The organism is Sorangiineae bacterium MSr11954 (genome assembly GCA_037157815.1).
In the GTDB taxonomy this organism is placed as follows: Bacteria; Myxococcota_A; Polyangia; order Polyangiales; family Polyangiaceae; genus Pendulispora; species Pendulispora albinea.
On record CP089984.1, the window covers coordinates 7,693,926 to 7,712,801 of the forward strand.

Genomic DNA, 18,876 nt, shown 5'->3' on the forward strand with positions numbered 1-18,876 from the left:
TTCGCTACTTTTTCTTGATTCCGCGCCGGCCTAGCTTCCTGCCCATGACGACTGTCGAAACGATGAAGGCCGCCGTGGTGACCGCTCTCGATGCGCCTTGGGAGGTGAAGGCGGTGCCGCGCCCGCGTCCGGGGCCGGCGCAAGTGCTCATTCGGGTTCGGGCCAGCGGCCTTTGCTACACCGATGTGCACCTGTCGCAGGGAGGGCTCCTCCCGCTGGAGTTACCGGCGGTGCTCGGTCACGAGCCCGTCGGTGAAATCGTCGAAATCGGCTCCGCCGTGCGCACGCGCAAGGTCGGCGATCGGGTGGGCACCAGCGCCTTGCAAGCGGGGTGCGGCCGCTGCGAGTGGTGCAGCCGCGGCGATATCATCGATTGCGCCGACCAGAAGCTCCTCATGATTCATCGATTCGGAGGGCACGCGGAGTACCTGGTGGCGGAAGAAGCGGCGACCATGCTGCTGCCCGATGGCCTCTCCTTCGAGCAGGCGGCCCCCATCTTCTGCGCCGGCAACACCGTGTGGAGCGGCCTGCGCGCCGCCGAGCCCCTCCCCGGCGCGCGCGTCGCCGTGGTCGGCATCGGGGGGCTCGGACACCTCGCGCTGCAATATGCCAAAGCCGCCGGCTTCCGCGCCATCGCCATCACGCGCTCCAAGGACAAGCACGCCCTCAGCCGCGAGCTGGGCGCCGACGAGGTGGTGGAAGACGGCGAAGCGCTCGCCCGCATCGGCGGCGCCGACGTCATCCTCTCCACGGCCAACTCGTACCGAACGGCGAGCGACGCCCTTCGCGGACTGCGCCCCCGGGGCAGCCTGGTGGTCATGGGCGCGGCCGGCCCCGAGGAGGATCTCGTGATCCCGAACCGCACCGTCTTTCCGCAGATGATGGTCAATCGGCAGAAGATCCTCTTCTCCCAACAGAACGGGCGCGAGTTCGTGCACGAGGCCGTGCAGCTGGCGGCGAGCGGCAAAATCCGGGTGCTCACCGAGACCTATTCGTTGGACGACGCGCGCAAAGCGTACGACCGCGTCTCCGCCGGCGCCGTTCGATTTCGCGCCGTCCTCGTCCCGTGAGCGAGCGTCCGCCGAGCCGCGGGGCGGCGATCACCGAAACGGCGAGCCGCCTTCGTCGATCACGCGAAGGATCACGGGCTCCATTCCATCGTCGGTGAGCAACGTCGACGTCACCCCTTCGCTCCCGGGCGGCCGCGGCAGCCGGACCTTGCCCTTCAAGGTGATGTCCCCCATGCTCGGGATCCGCTTTGCGATCGGCGCGGCCACTTCGATGCGCACCCCATCGCGCACCAAGGCGATCCACCCGGATCGATCGCCGATGTCGTCCGATAGAACGCGCGCCGCGTCGCTCTGCGCGCCCTGCGCGGTCTCGGTCCACGCGGCCTTGCGGGCGAGGACGAGCGGCGCCGTCCGGCACCGGACCACGAAGAGCTCACCGCCCACCAGGATGGCGAACGGCGCACATTGCACGATCCGCGCGCGGCCTTGGTGCTCCCACCAATCGAGGATCAACGGCGCATCCGAATCGACCAACGCGCGCACCGTTCCGGCGACGTCGATCGAGCGCTCCCAGGTGAGCCCCCAAGGCTCGGGGAAGCGCGACGCGGGAGCCTCCCTCTCGATCCATAGCTCGTATCGATCGCGCACGTTGACATAGACGAACCAAAGCGCGATGCCCGCGAGGAGCCACCAAGGCGTCTTCACACAAGCCAGCGCACACGTCCCCGCCGTCAGCGCGAGCGTGACATAAAAGCCCGCGCGGATCCGCGCATGATGGCGCTCGCGGCGGTCCTGCGCGCTACCCCGATCGTAACCGGGCCCGCGCAGATCCGCACGCCAGCGCCGCGCGGACGGGTTGCGCCAACCTCCGGGCACGTACATGTCCATCCCCGGGGGCGGACGGCTCAATTTTCCGCGCACGAGCTCGTAAAAGGAACCATCGCACCGCGGCTCCTGTTGAACGAAGCGCACCACGTGCTTCGGAAAATCGGCCGGAGGTGAGCTCGCGGACATCGGCCCATCGTAGCTCGTTCCGAGCGCGAGAGGAGCAGCCGTCGTGCCACCCGTTGGCCCCTGGGGCGCGAGCCGCCCTTGCCTTATTTAAGGTATGACTTATATTAGCTCGCGCTACATCAACGAACCGTTTCTCACCCTCGTTCGCCATCCGGAGGAGCCTCATGAAGATCGACGTCGTCCGCTACATTGGAGCCGTAACCCGCGAAGTCCGCGAAAGCGAGCAAAACGGCCGCCCCGCCCGGGTCGTCGTCGCCAGCCGCACCTACGACACGTCGATCGAGGATCTCTGGGACGCGATCACCAACCCCGAGCGCATTCCGCGCTGGTTTTTGCCCGTCACCGGTGATTTACGCGCGGGCGGGCGGTACCAGCTACAGGGAAATGCGGGTGGCGAGATCACGGAGTGCGCGCCGCCGCGCCGCTTCTCGCTCACGTGGGTATACGCCGAGACCACCAGCTGGGTCGCCGTCACGCTCAAGGAGGTCTCGAAGGGCACGCGCCTCGAGCTCGAGCACACCACCTATGTCGACGATCACTGGAACCAATTCGGCCCCGGCGCCACGGGCGTCGGCTGGGATCTCGCCATCACGGGCCTCGGCCACCATTTGGCGACCGGCGCGGCCGTCGATCCCAAAGATGCCGCCGAGTGGCCGCTCTCCGAAGAAGGCAAAGACTTCGCGCGCAGGAGCAGCGACGATTGGTGCCGCGCCGCCATCGCCTCCGGCACCGATCCCGCCGTGGCCAAAGCATCCGCGGCGCGCACCACCGCCTTCTACACGGGTGAGGGCGAGCCTCCCGCGCACACCTGATGCACGCATTCGACGTCCTGGGCGATCCGGTACGACGCCGCATCCTGGAGCTCCTCGCCGGCGGCGAGCTCTCGTCCGGTGACATCGTATCCGCCGTCCAGCGCGAATTTGCCATTACGCAATCCGCCGTATCCCAACACCTCAAAGTCCTCCGCGAAAACGGATTTGCCACCGTCCGCGTCGACGGCCCGCGCCGCCTGTACACCGTCGACGCCGCGCCGCTTCGACAGGTCGACTCCTGGCTCGATCGATTCCGCCAATTCTGGGAGCCGCGCTTCGACGCCCTGGCCACCGAGATCGCACGAGGGAAGCGGAAACGGCGTCAGGAGTGAGAGGGATGAAGGCGCCGTTCACCCCTCTCCCAAGGCGCTATCGGCAAGAACCGTTCGACCAACGCGTCGACCACCACCCGCGTCTTGAGCGGCAAGGGAGCCCTCCCCAACCAGAGCACGTGAATGGGAAATACCTCGATCGAATGACCGGGGAGCACCTCCTCGAGCGCGCCCGACGCGAGGTGCTCGGCGACGAGCCACGATGGCAGGCGCGCCACCCCCTGGCCGGCGAGGGCCGCGTCCGCGACGGCGTCCACGCGATCGAAGCACAAACGGCTTCGTAAGTTGACCGATTGCACCTTGCCGTCGGGCGTGGTCAGGCACCACGCCCGCGTGCCGCGCCGATCCAGAATGGAGTCGTGGGATTGGACATCCGCGACCCGATGCGGGCGCCCATGGCGGTCGAGGTACGCGGGGGCGGCGCAGAGGACTCGCTTTTGCACACCGAGGTAGCGCGCCACCGTCGTACCGTCGTCGCCCAAGGTGCCGATTCGGATCTTGAGGTCGGCGCCCTCGCGGACGAAATCCGTTCTCCGATTCGAGAACGAAATGTCGAACCGAAGCGCCGCATGGCGCTCTGCGAGCTCGAGCAAGATCGGCACGACCCACCTTTGCCCGAACGACACCGGAAGATCGATCCTGACCCGGCCCGACGGCGCACCTTTGCGCGCGGCGAGCGCCGTTTCGCCCTTCTCCAACTCGGCCAGCGCCCGGACGCAGCTCGCATGGAACGTGCGGCCCTCGTCGGTCAGGCGGAGGCTTCGCGTGGTTCGATGAAAGAGCCGCGTGCCCAATCGTCGTTCGAGCTTGGCGATGCTCTTTCCAACCGCCGAACGCGACAGCGACAACCGCTCCCCCGCGACGGTGAAGCTCCCAGCCTCCGCGACGGCGACGAACGCCTGAAGTCCGTTGAACCGATCGTCCGAAAGCATGCCCGACACCATGATGGTGCAATTGGGGAATTTCGTTCCCCAGTCAAGCAGCTACATGGCACTACACGGGAACGGGAATCGCGCTACACCCCTTTTTCGAAAGGGAAATGGCCGATGGAAAATCGAACGGTCGTCATCGTGGGTGGGAGCTCGGGGATGGGATTGCGCGTGGCCGAGCGGGTCGTGGAGCTCGGGGGCCAGGTGGTCCTCGGCGCGCGCTCGCGCGAGCGGCTCGAGGCCGCGGTGGATCGTCTCGGCCCGCGGGCGCGCGGTGTTTCCATCGACACGAGCGACAAGGAGAGCATCGCGGCCTTCTTCGAGCAGATCCCCTCGCTCGATCATTTGTTTACGCCCGGCTCGTCCCACCTCGGCGCCGGCCCCATCGACACGATTTCGGACGAGGTGGCCGAGAGCCCGTTCCGTTCGAAGTTCTGGGGCCAATATTGGTCGGTGAAGCACGCGCGGCCGCGCATGGCGCCGGGCGGCTCCATCGTGCTCATGGGCGGCGCATACGGCGCGCATCCGCCGAGAGCCGCAGCGGCGTATGCCGCGTGCAACTCCGCCGTCGAGAGCTTGGGCCGCGCGCTGGCCGTGGAGCTCGCCCCCTTGCGCGTCAATGTGGTATCGCCGGGTCTCATCGACAGCGCTCTTTGGCAAAGGCGCCCCGAGCCCCAACGCACCCAAGCGTATTCGGCCTACGCCGAAGCATCGCTGCTCGGGCGCGTAGGAACCGTCGACGAGGTCGCCGGCGCGGTGCTCTTCTTGATGCAGAACACCTACACGACGGGCTCCGTGCTCTATCCCGATGGCGGCTACGTCTTGCGCTAGGCGTCGTCTTTCGTCCGAGCGTAAGCTCCTTTCGCACGCTCGCCCGTCGCGATACGCTCGCGCGCGATGAAGGTCATTCGCTCTTCCGACAATCGCCGCATGCCTTGGCGCAATGGAGGTGGGACCACCACCGAGATCGCCATCGACCCCGAGGGCGCCGCCCTTTCCGGAGAGCGTTTCATCTACCGTATAAGCGTCGCCGACGTCGCGTCGGATGGTCCATTCTCACGTTTCGAGGGCTACGACCGACACATCATGCTCCTCGAGGGCGCAGGCATGACCCTGGACTGCGGAGCCCACGGCCGCGTCGAGCTCGCGCGCCCTCTCGAGCCGCGCACCTTCTCCGGCGATTGGGATGTTCACGGAACGCTTCTCGATGGGCCAGTCCGTGACTTCAATGTCATCGTCGACCGCGCGCGAGCCTCGGCGACCCTCACCCCGAGCCTCGTCTCCGTCCCCTCCAGGGTCGCCATCGAGGCAGGCGAGACCTGCTTGATTCACGTGCTCTCCGGAGAGCTCGCGCAAGCTCCGGCAGGCGACACGCTCGTCGCCCAAACGTCATTCGATCTCGAACCACGAACGCCATCGCGGATCGCGCTCATTCGAATCGTCGTTCACAGCTAAGACGCGATGTCGATTGTCCGCAATCTTCACGACACTTCGGCCGATTAGCAATGAGCGAGCGACTCGCGAAGTTGAGAAACAGCTCTCCAACAGGCGTTTCTTCTGGCACGCGCATCCGGGGCTCGGTAGGGTTTGCTCACCATGCCGTCGTTCACGCATGAGGGATTGGTTCTTCTCTTTCGAAATGCGCCCACGCTCGCTGCAGAGTTATTGCGCGATGTGCTGCGTACCCCCATCCCGGATTTCGACTCCGCGCACATCGGCGAGGCCGATGGGACGGATCCCGTTCCCGTAACCTTCACGGCCGACCTGGTGATCGTGCTCGAGCAGGCAGGAAGAAACGTCTGCGCCCTCATTCTCGAACCACAACTCACACCCAAGGCCAACAAGCGCCGGGTATGGCCCCATTACCTCACGGGCGCGCACGCAAAGCTCGGCTGCGACGTGATCCTCTTGGTGGTGGCGGTCGACGAAGGCGTTGCGCGTTGGGCCCGCGAGCCCATTCCTCTCGGACATCCCGGTTTTTGCCTAACCCCGCTGGTGTTGGGCCCCAACGACATTCCCCAAATCCTGGACCCCGCCGAGGCGCGCAAAACGCCTGAGCTCGCCATTCTCAGCGTCATGGCTCATGGGCAAAAGGAGCAACCCGAGCGCGCCGTCGAGATGGCAAAGGCGGCGCTTGCCGCTTGCCATGAGCTCGACGCCGATCGTGCGCTACCCTATTCGGAGCTCGTCTTTCTGTCGCTCAACCAGGTCGCCAAAGCCGCACTGGAGAACCTCATGGCAACCCGCCCATTCGAATACCAAAGCGATTTCGCCCTCAAACACCGCGGCGAAGGCCGCACCGAAGGCCGCACCGAGGGCATCGCCGAAGGCCGCATTCACGCCATCCTCACCGTGCTCGAGGTTCGCGGCCTCCCCATCCCCAACACGGCACGCGCACGCATCCTCGCTTGCACCGACCTCGACGTGCTCAACCGCTGGATCCGCCAAGCCGTCACCGCAACCTCCGTCGACGAGCTCCTTCGCGACAGCTAAAAAACGCTTCGCAGAAGAACCTCATGGCAACCCGCCCATTCGAATACCAAAGCGACTTCGCCCTCAAACACCGCGGCGAAGGCCACATCGAAGGCCGCACCGAGGGCATCGCCGAAGGCCGCATGCACGACGTCCTCACCGTACTCGAGGTTCGCGGCCTCCCCATCCCCGACACGGCACGCGCACGCATCCTCGCGTGCACCGACCTCGACGTGCTCAACCGCTGGATCCGCCAAGCCGTCACCGCAACCTCCGTCGACGAGCTCCTTCGCGACCGCTAAAAACGCATCGCAAAAGAACCTCATGGCAACCCGCCCATTCGAATACCAAAGCGACTTCGCCCTCAAACACCGCGGCGAAGGCCGCATCGAAGGCCGCACCGAGGGCATCGCCGAAGGCCGCATGCACGACGTCCTCACCGTGCTCGAGGTTCGCGGCCTCCCCATCCCCGACACAGCACGCGCACGCATCCTCGCTTGCACCGACCTCGACGTGCTCAATCGCTGGATCCGCCAAGCCGTCACCGCAACATCCGTCGACGAGCTCCTTCGCGACAGCTAAGCAAAAACGACGCAGGGCGCCGCGCCAACGCGACGCCCCCTATCGTCCCTTCAACGCCAAATATCGTTGAGCGGTGTTGCGTATTGATCGTTCTGCGTCAGATTCGGCAACCCCAACGCACTTTCCATGGCCCGCGCCATGCTGTAGTGCGTATAGCGCACACTCGACTGGTACCCGGTTTTCGCCATTCCAGACGACGCCGCGACGATGGTCGGGATGGCTTGCCCGCTGACGTTGTCGTCTTCGTCGAAGGTGATGATCAGCAAGGAGCGCTTTTGGGTCCACGCGGGAGACGTGAGAATTTTCGGAAGATTCTCTTTGAACCAATCGTCGCTCGTGCGGACATCGCAGTCGTGCATGGTGTTGCAGCTGTTGGGCTCGAACCACACGAAGTTGGGCGTGGTCGACGCCGCGCGAAGATCGGCCCACAATTGCGTGATGGGGTGGAGGTGCTCCTTGCAGCGCGTTCGGTCGGCGCCGCCGATGCTCTCGAAGAAGAGGAACGGTAGGTTGTCGGGATCGTAGTGACCGTTTTTGACGAGGTTGCACGGTGTACCCATGTCCTCGATGTACCCGCGCCACGACTTTCCCGCTCTCTCGACCAGATCGCCGAGGTGCGGGGCCGCAATGGTCCCGATGCCGCCCGGCATGGGATTGTCTTGATGGCCAAATGTCGAGCCGCCGGCGACGGCCATGTAATTCGGATCGCTCGGGTGGATGAGACCGTACGACTGCGCCAATGCAACATTGCCGGCGGCCAACGCATTCAAATAAGGCGCCTTCGAACGAGATCCGATGATTTCGTCGTAGCGCTTGTTCTCGAGGATGACGAAGAAGACGTGATCGAACGACGGCACGGTGGAGGGCGCCGGGTCGGGAACGGCCGGTGCCGGCAGCGGGGCCGAGAGGGTCAGCGAGAGGTTTTCGGCGTAGGCGTCGTTGTATTGGTTGAGGAGATTTCGCATCGCCTCGCCCACGAACTCCACCACCACGGAGATGCTCCGCGCCCCGGCCGGAACTTTGCCGTGCGCCGTCCGCTCGTGCAAGGCGGTGGTGTTTCGACGATCGGCTGCGCTGACGGGGCCGATTTTCCCGGTCCCAATCGCGGACTTGCCCGCGTTCAGAAAGGTGATGGTGACGATGGTCCACGACGTTTCGTTGGCGTATCCGCCCAACCACCCCGACAAATCGTAGGTGACGGCGCCGCCGTCGATCGCGGATGATGCCGTCGATATGTCGATGGTCTGCGAAAGTGTGGAGTTGCCAATGGGCCCTCCGGAGAAAAATTGATCGCCGCGCAGCGCCGGACCCGACGTGCCCCGCGAGGGGAAACCTTTACCGACATCGTAGCCTACCACGCTGGTGAGCCCCGAGACCTGCCACCCCGGGACGATGGCGCCGTCGTACCCGCTCGCGGAGCCATTCCCACACTCGGCGTCGCCGTTCACGATGAGGTTCGGGCTCCCCGTCGCCGGCCCGGAGCTGATATCGAACTTCACGGGGGCCGAGAGCGACGTGTAGGCGTTTTGGTAAAGGTAGTATGCCACATAGTGGCCTGGCGCGAGCGACTGCGTCGATAAGCTCACCGAGCCCGTTGCGTTCGGAGCATAAGCCCATACGAGCGACGGAACGCTGCCCGGCGCGCGCCCGTCGTCGGCATAGATGCCCACCCAGTTCGTGGAGGATACGCGCGTGCTGGCATACGAGATCCGAACGGGCTGCCCTTGTGCGTACTGCGTCTGGCCCGCGCAAAGCATGCTGTTTGGCGCCGTGGTGGGCGCCGCGGCCGGGGCGGCGGCCGCCGGCGCGCCCTGGGCGAATGTCGATATGGCCCCTGCCCCCACGAGAAGCCATGGAAACGCGCGTCGTACTCGAAAACACCCCAATCGAGACATGGAATTTTCCTCCCTGCGTGTGCGGCGCGCGATGGTGGACCGCACCCGTGGAGAGTAGGTGTCATCTTCGCAAAGGTCAGGAGATGAATTCGAGGATGAGATCTCGAAATCGCATGACCGTACGATCGGGAGTCAAACGAAGTAGCTGTCGTGGCGTTCGCAAAACGCCTTCCACTCGTCCTCGGTGAACGACCGGCCCGTGGCCCTTTCGGCCAGCGCCTCGAAGTAGGCTTCGCGCGGCGGGCCGGGGGTGAAGAGCATCAACAGCGACGCCGGATCGTCGGATTCGTTTCCGAACCCGTGGAGGCCACCCTCGGGGACGTAGAGAAATTCGCCGGCCTTTGCGTCGACCCAACGCGCGCCGTCGAAGAGCCTCATCGTTCCGGAGAGGATGAAGAACGATTCGGACATCGTCCGATGAAAATGGGTCGCCGCGCCGCGCGTCTGCGGCGCCATATCGACTCTGTACAAGCCGAAATCGCCCCGGGTGCTCGCCCCGGTGGCCAGATAATGCATCACGGTGTGCGTACCGATGGTGAGATCCGGCTTTTGATGGATCGGACGGTAAATGGCACTGACCTCGCCATCCTTCGCCAGGTAACGGGGATCGGGATAGGACATCCCATCGAAATACGCCGCCACCGCACCCCCAGCAATGCATGGATCCGTTGCGTCACCATGCATTCGTGTATAGGTAACCTACATGGATCTCGACTGGGACGATCTGCGCCTCGTGCTCGCCATCGCGCGGGAAGGCGCCTTGACGGGCGCCGCGCGGCGGCTCGGTGTGAGCCAGCCCACGGCGGGGCGCCGCCTGGCCGCGTTCGAAGCGAGGCTCGGATTTTCACCGTTCGAGCGGACGACGCAGGGCTTTCGGCTCACCCCCCTCGGCCGCGAGCTCGTCGAGAGCCTCGAGCGCATGGATGAGGGCGCCCTCGCCTTCGGCCGGAAGGCGGCAGGGCGGGAGAGCCAGGCCTCCGAAGCGCTGACCGTCTCCTGCGTGGAGTGGGTCGCCACGTGGATCCTCGCGCCGGGCGCGGGCGCCTTCATCGAATCGCACCCCACGATTCGCCTGGAGATCACGGCGGAGTTGCGGAAGGTCAGCCTCAGCCGCCACGAGGCCGACGTGGCCATTCGCCATGTTCGCTTCGAACAATTGGACCTGGTTCAAAAGAAGATGGCCGACTTGCCGAGCGCCCTCTATGCGTCCGACGCGTATCTTCGGGCGTACGGCAAGCCGCGGCTCGACGATGGCTGCGCCGGCCACCACGTGCTCAACGTCACCGACTCGTTCGCGCACATCGCCGATCAGCGCTGGCTGCGCGATCGGGCCTTCGCCGCCCGCATCACCTTTCGCAGCAACAACTTCGACGCCATTTTGCGCGCAGCCCAATCCGGCGCCGGGCTCGCCGTGCTCCCCTGCATCCTGGGCGACGGCGCAAAGCTGGTGCGGCTCGGGCACGAGAGCGCGATCCCCACGCGCGAGCTCTGGGCCGGCTACCACAAAGATCTCCGGCGCACCCAGCGCATCGCCGCCTTCTTGCGTTACGTGAAGGAGCGCCTTTCGGTGCTGCTCACCGCGCGCACGCCGCCTCGCTCGTAGCCTCCTGCACCGTGTAGCGCGCGAGGTGCGGGTGAAACGTGCGCGCATAGAGGAAGGTCCAGGGCTCGCGCGCCACGCAAATGCGCTCGCCGTCGGCGGCGCGCTCCACGATGCTCCGATCCACGCGGCGCGCGAGGAGCGCGGCGAACGAATCGCCCGAGGGATGCACGTAGCGCGCGGACGTGCCCCAGAGCACGATGGCGCAAGCCCCCGCGGCGATCAGCCCCGTCAGCCGTGGAGCGCTCCCCGCCCAGAGGGCGAGGTTGACGCTGACCAAGAGCAACATCCAATAAAGGTAATAACGGAGCTCGTGCGATTGCGGCAAAGCACATGTCACCAGGGTCACGGCGCCCACCCCCAAGAGCGCCATCGTGGCCTCGCGCGATCGCCGTCTCGACGCGGCGCCGATGAGCGCGGCCAGATGCAGGCCGACATAGGCGCCGAAATAGCCCCCCATGCGGTATCCCGGCTCGCTCGGCGGCGTGTATTGGTCGATGGACCATCGCCTCTGGCTCGCGATGGGGGGAAGACCGACCTCGAACAACGACCACGCGAAGCGCCTCGGACGCGACGCGTGCTCGAGGTACGCCGGGCTCGAAGCGTACGCCTCTTCGAGGTGCGGAAAGTCGACGCCGAGGACGTGAACCTCCTCGGGCCACACCGGATTGTGGTAACGCACCACGTTCTTGATCGGCGTCGCAAAGACGATGGGGAGCGCCGCCGCAAAGACGAGGAGCGTGCGCTTGGTTCCCATCGCCCCGGGCCCCCGGCGCAGCACCGCGCACGCGAAGAGGGCCCCCAGCCCGAGGACGACGGCGGGGAGCATTTGAAACTTCATGTTCGCCGCCAGGGCGGCGAAGAGTGCAGCCTGTAGGACGAGGCGTAGGGGTACGGGGTCGCGGCGCACGAGCGCTTGGTATGTCGTAAGGAGAAGGAGCGCCGCGCACACGTTGGCCGGCAGATCGATGTAGCCCGCGGCGGCGTGCGTTTGGACCAATGGAATGGCCACCAGCGCCAAGAGGCCCACGGCGGGCGGCACGGCATGAACGCGAAACAAATAGGTGACGAGCCCGAACAAAGAGAGCAACGCCACGAAGTTCGCCGACTCGGGCCTCCCCGAGACGCGCCAGAGGACGCCTTGAAGGGCCTCCGCCACGAGCGGGAAGCCCGCGAAACGCGCCTCGTTGTCGGCACTGAATGCGTATGTGCTCGGATCGGACATGCCCACGATGCGGGCGGCGAACGGCAGGTGGTACGACCAGACGTCCCAAGCTTGCGACACATCGAGGGCCGCCCCAAGCGTGAGACCGGCTGCGAGGGCCAGGGCCAAAACCGCGAGCACGATCTTGATGGTCATGGCGTGTTATCGTCGCCCTGCCGTGAACCGATTGGCGATCTTGATGCCGGCATACAATGAAGGCGAACGGCTCGCGCGTACGCTCGAGGAGCTCTCCGGGATCGCTGACCGTGCATCCATCACCGTCATTTTGGTCGATGACGGCAGTCATACCCCGATCGACTCCGCCGCCGCAGCGAAAACGTTGCGAGGCGCAAAGCTCGTCCACGCTCGGCACGCGATCAATTTGGGCCAGGGTGCCGCCCTCGAAACCGCGCGGCGCATCGCGCTCTCGCTCACGCGCGGGAAACGAGCGAACCAAGCCAACCTAGACCCGCGCTTCGACGCGTTCATCACCATGGACGCCGACGGGCAGCACGCGGCCGGGAGCGTGCTCGCGCTCGCCGACGCCATCGTCCGAGGCGCCGACGTCGCGCTGGGCGATCGCTTTGGCGGCGCGTCGAACGTACCGAAATCGCGGCGGGTGCTGCTCGGCATGGCGCGAACATTCGAGCGCTGGACCACGGGGCTGCGGCTCTCGGACGCGCACAATGGCCTGCGCGCGTTCAGCCCGCGCGCCATCGAGCAGATGCGCCTGCGGCAAAATCGCATGGCCCACGCCACCGAGATCACGCACTGGATCGCGCGGCACCCGTCGCGAAGGAGCGCCGCACCGAAGCTCGTGGTCGTCGAGGTGCCCGTCTCGGTTCGATACACCGAGGAGTCCCTCGCCAAGGGCCAAGGTATGACCTCGGCGCTCGCGATCATCGCCGATCTCGTTCGAAGCTTCTTCTTTGGAGACGAGGCCCGATGAAACCCGAAATCACCCCCGCCGCCGTGGCGCTCCTCTTTTTTCTCGTGGCGCTGCTGGTGCACGACGCGTCCGAACGCCGGCGAAACCGGCGGCTGCTCGCGGTGGAGGCCACCGTGTTCGCCATCGGCGGAGCGCTCATCGTCTTCCCCGAGATCGCGCGGCGGCTCGCGCACTCGGTCGGCATCGGGCGCGGCGTCGACTTCATCCTCTATCCACTGGTCATTTGGCTGGTACGCGAATCCCTCCTATCGCGCCACCGGCGCTTCGAGGACGATCAGCGGCTGACCGAGTTGGTCCGCGCGCTCGCCATTCATCAGGCGACCAGCCCCCGAACCGAGGAAGAACGCGCACTTGGCGCAGACGCACCCCCTCGGGATATTGCAACTTGAATGACGGTTAAAATTGCAAATATCCAATGGTCGAGAGCGGTACAGCCCAGGCGATCGCGGCCATGTCAATGACGCACGTGCGCAGTACGATCACGAGATCGCATTGCGACCCCGCGGAGATCGCGGCGGTTGGGAGTTTCTCTGCTCCCAAGGGGTGCGCTGTTGGACTATGTACACCCATGCGATGATGAAAGAATTGCGTTTCGGGTTTGCCTCCTTACCCTTGATTCTGGCCTGCGCCTCGGCCTCCTGCGCCTCCAATCCCTCCGCCGAAAACCCGCAGCCCTCGCCCGACGCGGCAGCCCGCGCGGCGGCCGAGGCCCGCGTCCAGCGGCGCCTCGATGCCTTGCAGTCCGACGAGTCCTCCCTGCGCAAGCTCGTGCAGCAGATGCCCAAAGGCGCGGATCTGCACCATCACACCTCCGGCGGCATCGCCGTGGAGAAGTTGATCGAGTGGGCGGCGCAAGACGGATCCTGCGTCGAGGAGCCCAAGTTGATCGCCACGCCCGGTCCGTGCACCGGCCAGCAAGTGCCCATTGCCAATGCGCGCACCGACAAAGCGCTCCACGCCAAGCTGCTCGCGTCCTGGTCGATGGAAGGGCACAAGGGCGACGCGCTCCTGGATCGGCACAATCACTTCTTCGCCACCTTCGAAAAGTTCGACGCCGTGCTCGACAACCACTTCGCGGATGGCATCGCCGACATTCTGGCCACGGCTGGGAAAAACCATCAAACGTACATCGAGTTGATGCGCAGCTTGGGCTCGTGGGGCACGGGGGTCGAGGCGGCCACGCTCGTGGCCGATAACGATCCGTGGACGGAGTCGTATCTGCTCCAGAAGCGCAAACAGTTCCTCGACAACAAAGTCTTCAAAGACACGCTCGACAACAACGCCAATACGTTCAAAAACGACATCGCAAAAGCCAGGACCCTGCTTCGCTGCGACCGCGCCGACGCCGATCCGGGTTGCCAAGTCGATGTGCGGTTCATGATGGAAGCGTATCGCGACCAGAGCCGCGGGTTCGTGTTCGGGCAATGGGTTTACGGGTTCGAGCTCGCGCAGAAGGAGCCCCTGGTGGTGGCGATGAATTTGGTCTCGCCCGAGGAGCACCCGAACTCGTTGAAGAACTACGATGACGAGATGTTCGCCATCAGCGTGCTTCGAAAGATGAACGAGGCCGACGCCTCGCGCAGACCGGTGCACGTGGCATTGCACGCCGGGGAGCTCATTCCCGAGGTGTTGCCGCAGGATGCCGCCGGGCAACGGCATTTGAATTATCATGTGCGCCGCGCGGTCGAAGTGGGGGCCGCGGAGCGCATCGGTCACGGCACCGATATCCTCGGCGAGGTCGCGGCCGATAAGTCGATCGATCTGCTCGGGAAGATGCGCGAGAAGGACGTTTTGTTCGAGATCTGCCTCAGCTCGAGCAGCTTGCTCCTCGGGTACGAGGGCGAGCGCCACCCGCTCAACACATTGATTGAAAAGAACGTGCCCGTGGCGCTGGCGACCGATGATCAGGGGCTGTTCCGAACGAACATCACGGACGATTGGATGCTGGCGGTCCAGCGCAACCACCTGAACTACCGCACCCTGAAGAAGCTCGCGCGCGCCAGCGTGGAGCACAGCTTCTTGCCGGGCAAGACCCTCTGGGCCGAGCCCAATCGCCACGAGCGCGTGGTGGCGCAGTGCGCCCGCGACAAGTGGGGTGATGCCAACGCATCCAAAGACTGCAAAGATTATTTGAACGCGAACGAGCGCGCCGCCCTGCAGTGGAAGCTGGAACGCGAGCTCGAGGCGTTCGAAGCCTCCGTTACGGAGTGATCATCGCGGGTCCGCCTCGCTGCACGAGCCCAGCGCTCGCGCCGGCGGGGCGGCCCTCGATCCCATTTGGGCGAGCACCACGCCGGCGAAGAGCACCGCGGCGCCGGCCAGCTGCATCCCGCTGAGGGTCTCGCCCAAGAGCCACCAGGCGGTGGCCGCCGCCACCACCACCTCGAACGTGCTCAACACGCCCGCCACCGGCGAGGGCAAATCGTTCAGCGCCGATATATCGGAAACGTACGCACCCACCGTGCCGATTAGTACGACATACGACAGCGCCATCCAGGCCGGCACGGCCAGCGGCCCCAAATGCGCGATGTCGCGCAGGCGCGCGAACGGCAATCGCCAGGGCGGCGCAATTCCATCGGCGGCGATGGCCCCGATCGAGGAGCCCAGCGCCGCCAGCGAAATGGGATCGCGCCCGCCAATCCCGTGCTCGCTCAACAAGAAATATGCGGCGAGGCAAATGGCCGATGCGATCCCGGCGGCGGCGCCCACCCCGTCGAGCATGGCTCCGCGCCACACCTGCTCGCTCATGGCGAGGCCCGCGACCGCGCACGCGATGCCGGCCCACGTCATGGGCGCGAGCACCCGCCCTTGGACGAACCTTGCCCAGAGCGCCACGAACACGATGGCCAGGTACTCGAGGAGCAGCGCCACCCCCACCGGCAGACGCGAAAGGGCGACGAAGGAGAACTCCTGGATCCCCAGAAATGCGAACAAGCCATATGCGAGCAAGAGTGGAAGCTCGCGCGGTGCGACGCGCAAGGATTTCGGATCCCGCACGAAAGCCATCGCGAGCAGCACCAACGCCGCACCATTGCCCCGCAGCTGGACCACCTCGCCAGGCGAGAGGCCCACATCCATCACGGCCTTGATCGCGGGCTCCGCCGTGCCAAAGCACACGGTCGCCAGAAAGAGAAAAGCCAACCCGCGTGAAGGACGCACGGTCGTTGTCTCCAAAGCGGGGAACACGAGCGATTACCTCCGGAACGACATCGCTATTCCTGTCTTTGCGCCATCGCGTCTCGTTCGTTCCGTTTTGTTTTATCGCAGCTCGTCGAACTCGCATTTTAAATGCATTTCAACTCGCCGGGCCCGAACGGGCTCGCCGTACACTCGCTCGGTCGTCCGCGTGGCTCATGTTGTTCATGTCGCGCACGTTGCGCCGATAGCGCACTTCGCCCGCGTCGGTGGCGGAGCCCTCGGACCGCTCGATTCCGGCGCTTCGAACGTTGCAACTTTGCAGATGCCCCGTGCAAACATGCGGCTTGAGTTGCACACATGCACGCAGCACACTGCACCTCGTTCATGCGCCGAGAGACCTCGATGAGCCTTCCGTCCCCGACGATCCTGCGAACCGCCGCCTTCCCTTCCCTTGCCATCCTCGGCCCCGTTCTCGGCGCGCTCGCGTTTGCCGGATGCAAGGGCGATGCGCTGCGACCGATCGCTCCACCGGGATCGGCCACACCGGTCGAAAGGCTCTCCCAGCTCGGTATTTTCGAGGGAAACCCCGCGGACCAAATACCGCGTCCGGGCTTTACCGCCTACGACGTCAACGCATCGCTTTACGCCGATGATCTCCGAAAGCAACGCTTCGTTCATGTGCCCAAGGGCGCGCGCATCCGCGTGAGCGCCGACCCATGGGATATTCCGGTGGGCACCTATTTGGTCAAAACCTTTTACGTCCCGCTCGATGCGCGCGATCCCGCGCGCGGCAAACGTCTGGTGGAGACGCGCTTCCTGGTCAAGACGGAAAACGGTTTCACGGCCTCGACGTATGTATGGAACGATCTGCAAACCGACGCCATCGTTTCGCGCGGCGATGTGGATGTTCCCATCTCGTGGATCGACGAGAAGGGAGCACGGCGCAACGATCGGTTTCACGTGCCCGGCACATCCGAGTGCGCGTCTTGCCATGAAGGGCGGGCTCTCGCGTGGCGCTCGCGTCAGCTCGATCGACCGGGCACGTACCCGGACGGAACGCACGATCAAGTGGCGCATTTTCTGGCGCTGGGGATCATCGACCGACCGTTACCTGAGCATGCGCTCCTGAGCGATCCATTCGGCCCTGCATCGCTCGACGTGCGCGCCCGCAGCTACCTCGATGCCAATTGCGGTCATTGCCATGGGCCCGGTGGCACGGCCGAGAACACGGGCGTCTTTTGGGATTTCGAGAGCACCGATCCGCGCCATCGCCCGGCGTGCCGTTCCACGGCGCCGGTCGACGGACGCGAGCACGTCCTCGTGCCCGGTCATCCGGAGCAATCCGAGTTTTTGGCGCGCATGCTCGGGTCGGATTCGGAGGTGCAAATGCCGCGCGGCCCGACCCGCCTGCCAGACCGTGCAGGAATTGCGCTTCTCTCCCAATGGATCTCCGCCATGCCGCCTTTGCGGTGTCGCTGATCGCGTTGGTTAAACGATGAATTGAAGTGGGACCGAGGTGGGATTGAGATGGGATTGAGACTGGATCGCGCACGTCTTTGCGCTGGATCGTCTACTCCACGGTCGACCTGCTGAGATCGAAATGGGAATTCGACCTTTCCCTCGGGCGGCGCAAGGCCGCGCCGGAGGATGGGCGTCGAATCGATGCGGAAAGCGAGGTGCTCTGCGCGCGGGGTGGGTGCCTTGGCGAAGAGCAGCGCCATTGGCACACAGCGCGCAAAGGCGACGGGGCTCCGATGAATCGTCCGAGCTCGTTGATGCTCTCCATTCGGACGATAGCGTTCGCCGCCTCGATCCTGGCGTGGGTGCTCGCCGCGATCCCCGGGCGCGCCGAGAACGCGATCGCCCGACCCTCGGCCCGGCGGGCCGCACCAAAACGCACGCCCTATCGGCAAAAGCCGCCCCGGCGAAAGAAGCCTGCCGAGGAGCCGAGCCCCAAACGCGAGACGGCCGAGGAGGACACCCCGGCGCCGGGCGGCAGCGACGACACCTCGGATTTGGATCCGTCCGAGATCCCGCTGGTGCCGGATCCCGATCCTTCGCCCGAGAAGCCGGCCGCGTCGCCATCGGCCGCATCGCCATCGGCCGCGTCGCCGGCCGCGACCAAGGCCCCCGGGCCGGAACGAAAAGAGCTAGACAAGCACGACGAGGCGCACGAGACGTCCGCCGAGGAAGCATCCGACGACGAGGATGCCTGGACCACCGCCTTTGGCGCGGAGCTGGGCCTCGACTCGCGCCTGGTGTGGCGCGGGCTCTCGGAGACCCGCGGCGCCGTCGTGCGGCCCGAGGCCAATGTGGGTTTCTACGGGGTGACCCTCTCGGCGTGGGGCGGATTTTTGCTCAATACGGAGGGCGAGCACCACGCGCTCCACATGGCCGCGGGCGACGTGGCCGTCGACTACCCCGTCCACCTCACCAAGCAACTACGGTTCGAGCCCGCCGTGACCCTCTTGTACTCCCCCGAGCGCTTCGATTCCGGGATGACCGCCGAAATCGCCATCGATCTGTCTTATCGACTCGGCGATTTCCGGTTGGTGAACGGCAACGGCATCGATATCAAAGACCGCCCGGGCGCCTATTTTGGCACCCTCGGCGCGGCCTTTGCCCACGACACGGGGAAGCGCTGGACGGTCGACGCCTTCGCCAATGTGGGGGTGGCCAATGCCACCTTCAACGATGAATACATCCGAAGAAACGTGACGGCCATCGACGTCGCGCAAGCGGGTGTCTCGGCGCGATACCATATCAGCAGCCTTTTCTATTTCGACCTGCACGCGCAAATCAGCACCCTGGTGGCCCCTTCCCTCCGCGAGAACGTGCGCGAGCCCACCTTGCTCATCGGGGGCGCGGCGTTCGGTCTGGACTACACGGCAGGGCGGCGAGAGCGATGAACCCCCGCCGGGCCCGCGTGGGATGAAGCG

20 protein-coding genes are annotated in these 18,876 nt (G+C 65.4%); 14 read left to right on the forward strand and 6 right to left on the reverse strand.

Features of this window, described 5'->3' with window-relative positions:
• Positions 1-44: 44 nt before the first annotated feature.
• Complete coding sequence (locus tag LZC94_29685; GenBank protein ID WXB12013.1) at positions 45-1,070, forward strand: alcohol dehydrogenase catalytic domain-containing protein; 1,026 nt, start codon at positions 45-47, stop codon at positions 1,068-1,070.
• Between the two features lie 30 nt (positions 1,071-1,100).
• On the opposite strand, the gene LZC94_29690 is transcribed toward LZC94_29685, so the two are convergent.
• Positions 1,101-2,024 carry a hypothetical protein gene (locus LZC94_29690; protein WXB12014.1) on the reverse strand — a complete coding sequence of 308 codons (924 nt, stop codon included), beginning with the start codon at positions 2,022-2,024 and terminating at the stop codon, positions 1,101-1,103.
• Positions 2,025-2,188: 164 nt separating this feature from the next.
• On the opposite strand from LZC94_29690, the gene LZC94_29695 reads away from it, so the two are divergent.
• A complete protein-coding gene (locus LZC94_29695) occupies positions 2,189-2,836 on the forward strand; it encodes an SRPBCC family protein (protein WXB12015.1) in 648 nt (215 codons plus the stop codon).
• Complete coding sequence (locus LZC94_29700; protein ID WXB12016.1) at positions 2,836-3,168, forward strand: metalloregulator ArsR/SmtB family transcription factor; 333 nt, start codon at positions 2,836-2,838, stop codon at positions 3,166-3,168. The genes LZC94_29695 and LZC94_29700 overlap by 1 nt, the downstream gene beginning before the upstream one ends.
• Here LZC94_29700 and LZC94_29705 read toward each other — a convergent pair.
• A complete protein-coding gene (locus LZC94_29705) occupies positions 3,159-4,100 on the reverse strand; it encodes a LysR family transcriptional regulator (protein WXB12017.1) in 942 nt (313 codons plus the stop codon). The two genes, LZC94_29700 and LZC94_29705, sit on opposite strands and share 10 nt — an antisense overlap.
• 114 nt (positions 4,101-4,214) lie before the next feature.
• Here LZC94_29705 and LZC94_29710 point away from each other — a divergent pair, with 114 nt between their 5' ends.
• The 5 genes from LZC94_29710 to LZC94_29730 all read left to right on the forward strand — a co-directional run bounded on the left by LZC94_29710 (position 4,215) and on the right by LZC94_29730 (position 7,151).
• The gene (locus tag LZC94_29710) at positions 4,215-4,928 is read left to right on the forward strand and encodes an SDR family oxidoreductase (GenBank protein WXB12018.1); all 714 of its coding nucleotides are present in this window, start codon (positions 4,215-4,217) and stop codon (positions 4,926-4,928) included.
• 99 nt (positions 4,929-5,027) lie between these two features.
• Complete coding sequence (locus tag LZC94_29715; GenBank protein WXB12019.1) at positions 5,028-5,552, forward strand: HutD family protein; 525 nt, start codon at positions 5,028-5,030, stop codon at positions 5,550-5,552.
• 219 nt (positions 5,553-5,771) lie between these two features.
• Complete coding sequence (locus LZC94_29720; GenBank protein ID WXB12020.1) at positions 5,772-6,590, forward strand: hypothetical protein; 819 nt, start codon at positions 5,772-5,774, stop codon at positions 6,588-6,590.
• Between the two features lie 23 nt (positions 6,591-6,613).
• Positions 6,614-6,871, forward strand: coding sequence for a hypothetical protein (locus LZC94_29725; protein WXB12021.1), 258 nt, complete (start codon positions 6,614-6,616; stop codon positions 6,869-6,871).
• Positions 6,872-6,893: 22 nt separating this feature from the next.
• Positions 6,894-7,151 (forward strand): hypothetical protein, encoded by a 258-nt coding sequence (locus tag LZC94_29730; protein WXB12022.1) that lies wholly within the window; start codon positions 6,894-6,896, stop codon positions 7,149-7,151.
• 50 nt (positions 7,152-7,201) lie between these two features.
• Here the strand turns inward: LZC94_29730 and LZC94_29735 are convergent, their stop codons facing one another.
• A complete protein-coding gene (locus tag LZC94_29735) occupies positions 7,202-9,046 on the reverse strand; it encodes an alkaline phosphatase family protein (protein WXB12023.1) in 1,845 nt (614 codons plus the stop codon).
• 132 nt (positions 9,047-9,178) lie between these two features.
• A complete protein-coding gene (locus LZC94_29740) occupies positions 9,179-9,688 on the reverse strand; it encodes a cupin domain-containing protein (GenBank protein WXB12024.1) in 510 nt (169 codons plus the stop codon).
• A 61-nt stretch (positions 9,689-9,749) separates the two neighbouring features.
• Between LZC94_29740 and LZC94_29745 the strand changes: the two genes are divergently transcribed.
• Positions 9,750-10,649, forward strand: coding sequence for a LysR family transcriptional regulator (locus LZC94_29745; GenBank protein WXB12025.1), 900 nt, complete (start codon positions 9,750-9,752; stop codon positions 10,647-10,649).
• On the opposite strand, the gene LZC94_29750 is transcribed toward LZC94_29745, so the two are convergent.
• A complete protein-coding gene (locus tag LZC94_29750) occupies positions 10,621-12,006 on the reverse strand; it encodes a hypothetical protein (protein ID WXB12026.1) in 1,386 nt (461 codons plus the stop codon). The two genes, LZC94_29745 and LZC94_29750, sit on opposite strands and share 29 nt — an antisense overlap.
• 22 nt (positions 12,007-12,028) lie before the next feature.
• On the opposite strand from LZC94_29750, the gene LZC94_29755 reads away from it, so the two are divergent.
• From LZC94_29755 to LZC94_29765, 3 genes are all read left to right on the forward strand, one after another.
• Entirely contained in the window at positions 12,029-12,799 is a 771-nt protein-coding gene (locus tag LZC94_29755) for a glycosyltransferase family 2 protein (protein WXB12027.1), read from the forward strand.
• Complete coding sequence (locus LZC94_29760) at positions 12,796-13,188, forward strand: DUF2304 domain-containing protein (protein ID WXB12028.1); 393 nt, start codon at positions 12,796-12,798, stop codon at positions 13,186-13,188. Before LZC94_29755 ends, LZC94_29760 begins: the two co-directional genes overlap by 4 nt.
• A gap of 184 nt (positions 13,189-13,372) precedes the next feature.
• The gene (locus LZC94_29765) at positions 13,373-15,010 is read left to right on the forward strand and encodes an adenosine deaminase (protein ID WXB12029.1); all 1,638 of its coding nucleotides are present in this window, start codon (positions 13,373-13,375) and stop codon (positions 15,008-15,010) included.
• On the opposite strand, the gene LZC94_29770 is transcribed toward LZC94_29765, so the two are convergent.
• Positions 15,011-15,958 (reverse strand): DMT family transporter, encoded by a 948-nt coding sequence (locus LZC94_29770; protein ID WXB12030.1) that lies wholly within the window; start codon positions 15,956-15,958, stop codon positions 15,011-15,013.
• A gap of 381 nt (positions 15,959-16,339) precedes the next feature.
• On the opposite strand from LZC94_29770, the gene LZC94_29775 reads away from it, so the two are divergent.
• The gene (locus tag LZC94_29775) at positions 16,340-17,416 is read left to right on the forward strand and encodes a hypothetical protein (GenBank protein WXB12031.1); all 1,077 of its coding nucleotides are present in this window, start codon (positions 16,340-16,342) and stop codon (positions 17,414-17,416) included.
• 275 nt (positions 17,417-17,691) lie between these two features.
• The gene (locus LZC94_29780) at positions 17,692-18,846 is read left to right on the forward strand and encodes a hypothetical protein (protein WXB12032.1); all 1,155 of its coding nucleotides are present in this window, start codon (positions 17,692-17,694) and stop codon (positions 18,844-18,846) included.
• Positions 18,847-18,876: the final 30 nt, after the last annotated feature.

Excerpts from the sequence above, each read along its gene's own strand:
- LZC94_29735 (WXB12023.1), bottom strand. The coding sequence starts at position 9,046 with ATGTCTCGATTGGGGTGTTTTCGAGTACGACGCGCGTTTCCATGGCTT.
- LZC94_29730 (WXB12022.1), top strand. The coding sequence starts at position 6,894 with ATGGCAACCCGCCCATTCGAATACCAAAGCGACTTCGCCCTCAAACAC.
- LZC94_29775 (WXB12031.1), top strand. The coding sequence starts at position 16,340 with ATGAGCCTTCCGTCCCCGACGATCCTGCGAACCGCCGCCTTCCCTTCC.
- LZC94_29765 (WXB12029.1), top strand. The coding sequence starts at position 13,373 with ATGATGAAAGAATTGCGTTTCGGGTTTGCCTCCTTACCCTTGATTCTG.
- LZC94_29695 (WXB12015.1), top strand. The coding sequence starts at position 2,189 with ATGAAGATCGACGTCGTCCGCTACATTGGAGCCGTAACCCGCGAAGTC.
- LZC94_29745 (WXB12025.1), top strand. The coding sequence starts at position 9,750 with ATGGATCTCGACTGGGACGATCTGCGCCTCGTGCTCGCCATCGCGCGG.
- LZC94_29750 (WXB12026.1), bottom strand. The coding sequence starts at position 12,006 with ATGACCATCAAGATCGTGCTCGCGGTTTTGGCCCTGGCCCTCGCAGCC.
- LZC94_29725 (WXB12021.1), top strand. The coding sequence starts at position 6,614 with ATGGCAACCCGCCCATTCGAATACCAAAGCGACTTCGCCCTCAAACAC.
- LZC94_29700 (WXB12016.1), top strand. The coding sequence starts at position 2,836 with ATGCACGCATTCGACGTCCTGGGCGATCCGGTACGACGCCGCATCCTG.
- LZC94_29705 (WXB12017.1), bottom strand. The coding sequence starts at position 4,100 with ATGCTTTCGGACGATCGGTTCAACGGACTTCAGGCGTTCGTCGCCGTC.
- LZC94_29710 (WXB12018.1), top strand. The coding sequence starts at position 4,215 with ATGGAAAATCGAACGGTCGTCATCGTGGGTGGGAGCTCGGGGATGGGA.
- LZC94_29760 (WXB12028.1), top strand. The coding sequence starts at position 12,796 with ATGAAACCCGAAATCACCCCCGCCGCCGTGGCGCTCCTCTTTTTTCTC.
- LZC94_29780 (WXB12032.1), top strand. The coding sequence starts at position 17,692 with ATGAATCGTCCGAGCTCGTTGATGCTCTCCATTCGGACGATAGCGTTC.
- LZC94_29715 (WXB12019.1), top strand. The coding sequence starts at position 5,028 with ATGCCTTGGCGCAATGGAGGTGGGACCACCACCGAGATCGCCATCGAC.
- LZC94_29685 (WXB12013.1), top strand. The coding sequence starts at position 45 with ATGACGACTGTCGAAACGATGAAGGCCGCCGTGGTGACCGCTCTCGAT.
- LZC94_29690 (WXB12014.1), bottom strand. The coding sequence starts at position 2,024 with ATGTCCGCGAGCTCACCTCCGGCCGATTTTCCGAAGCACGTGGTGCGC.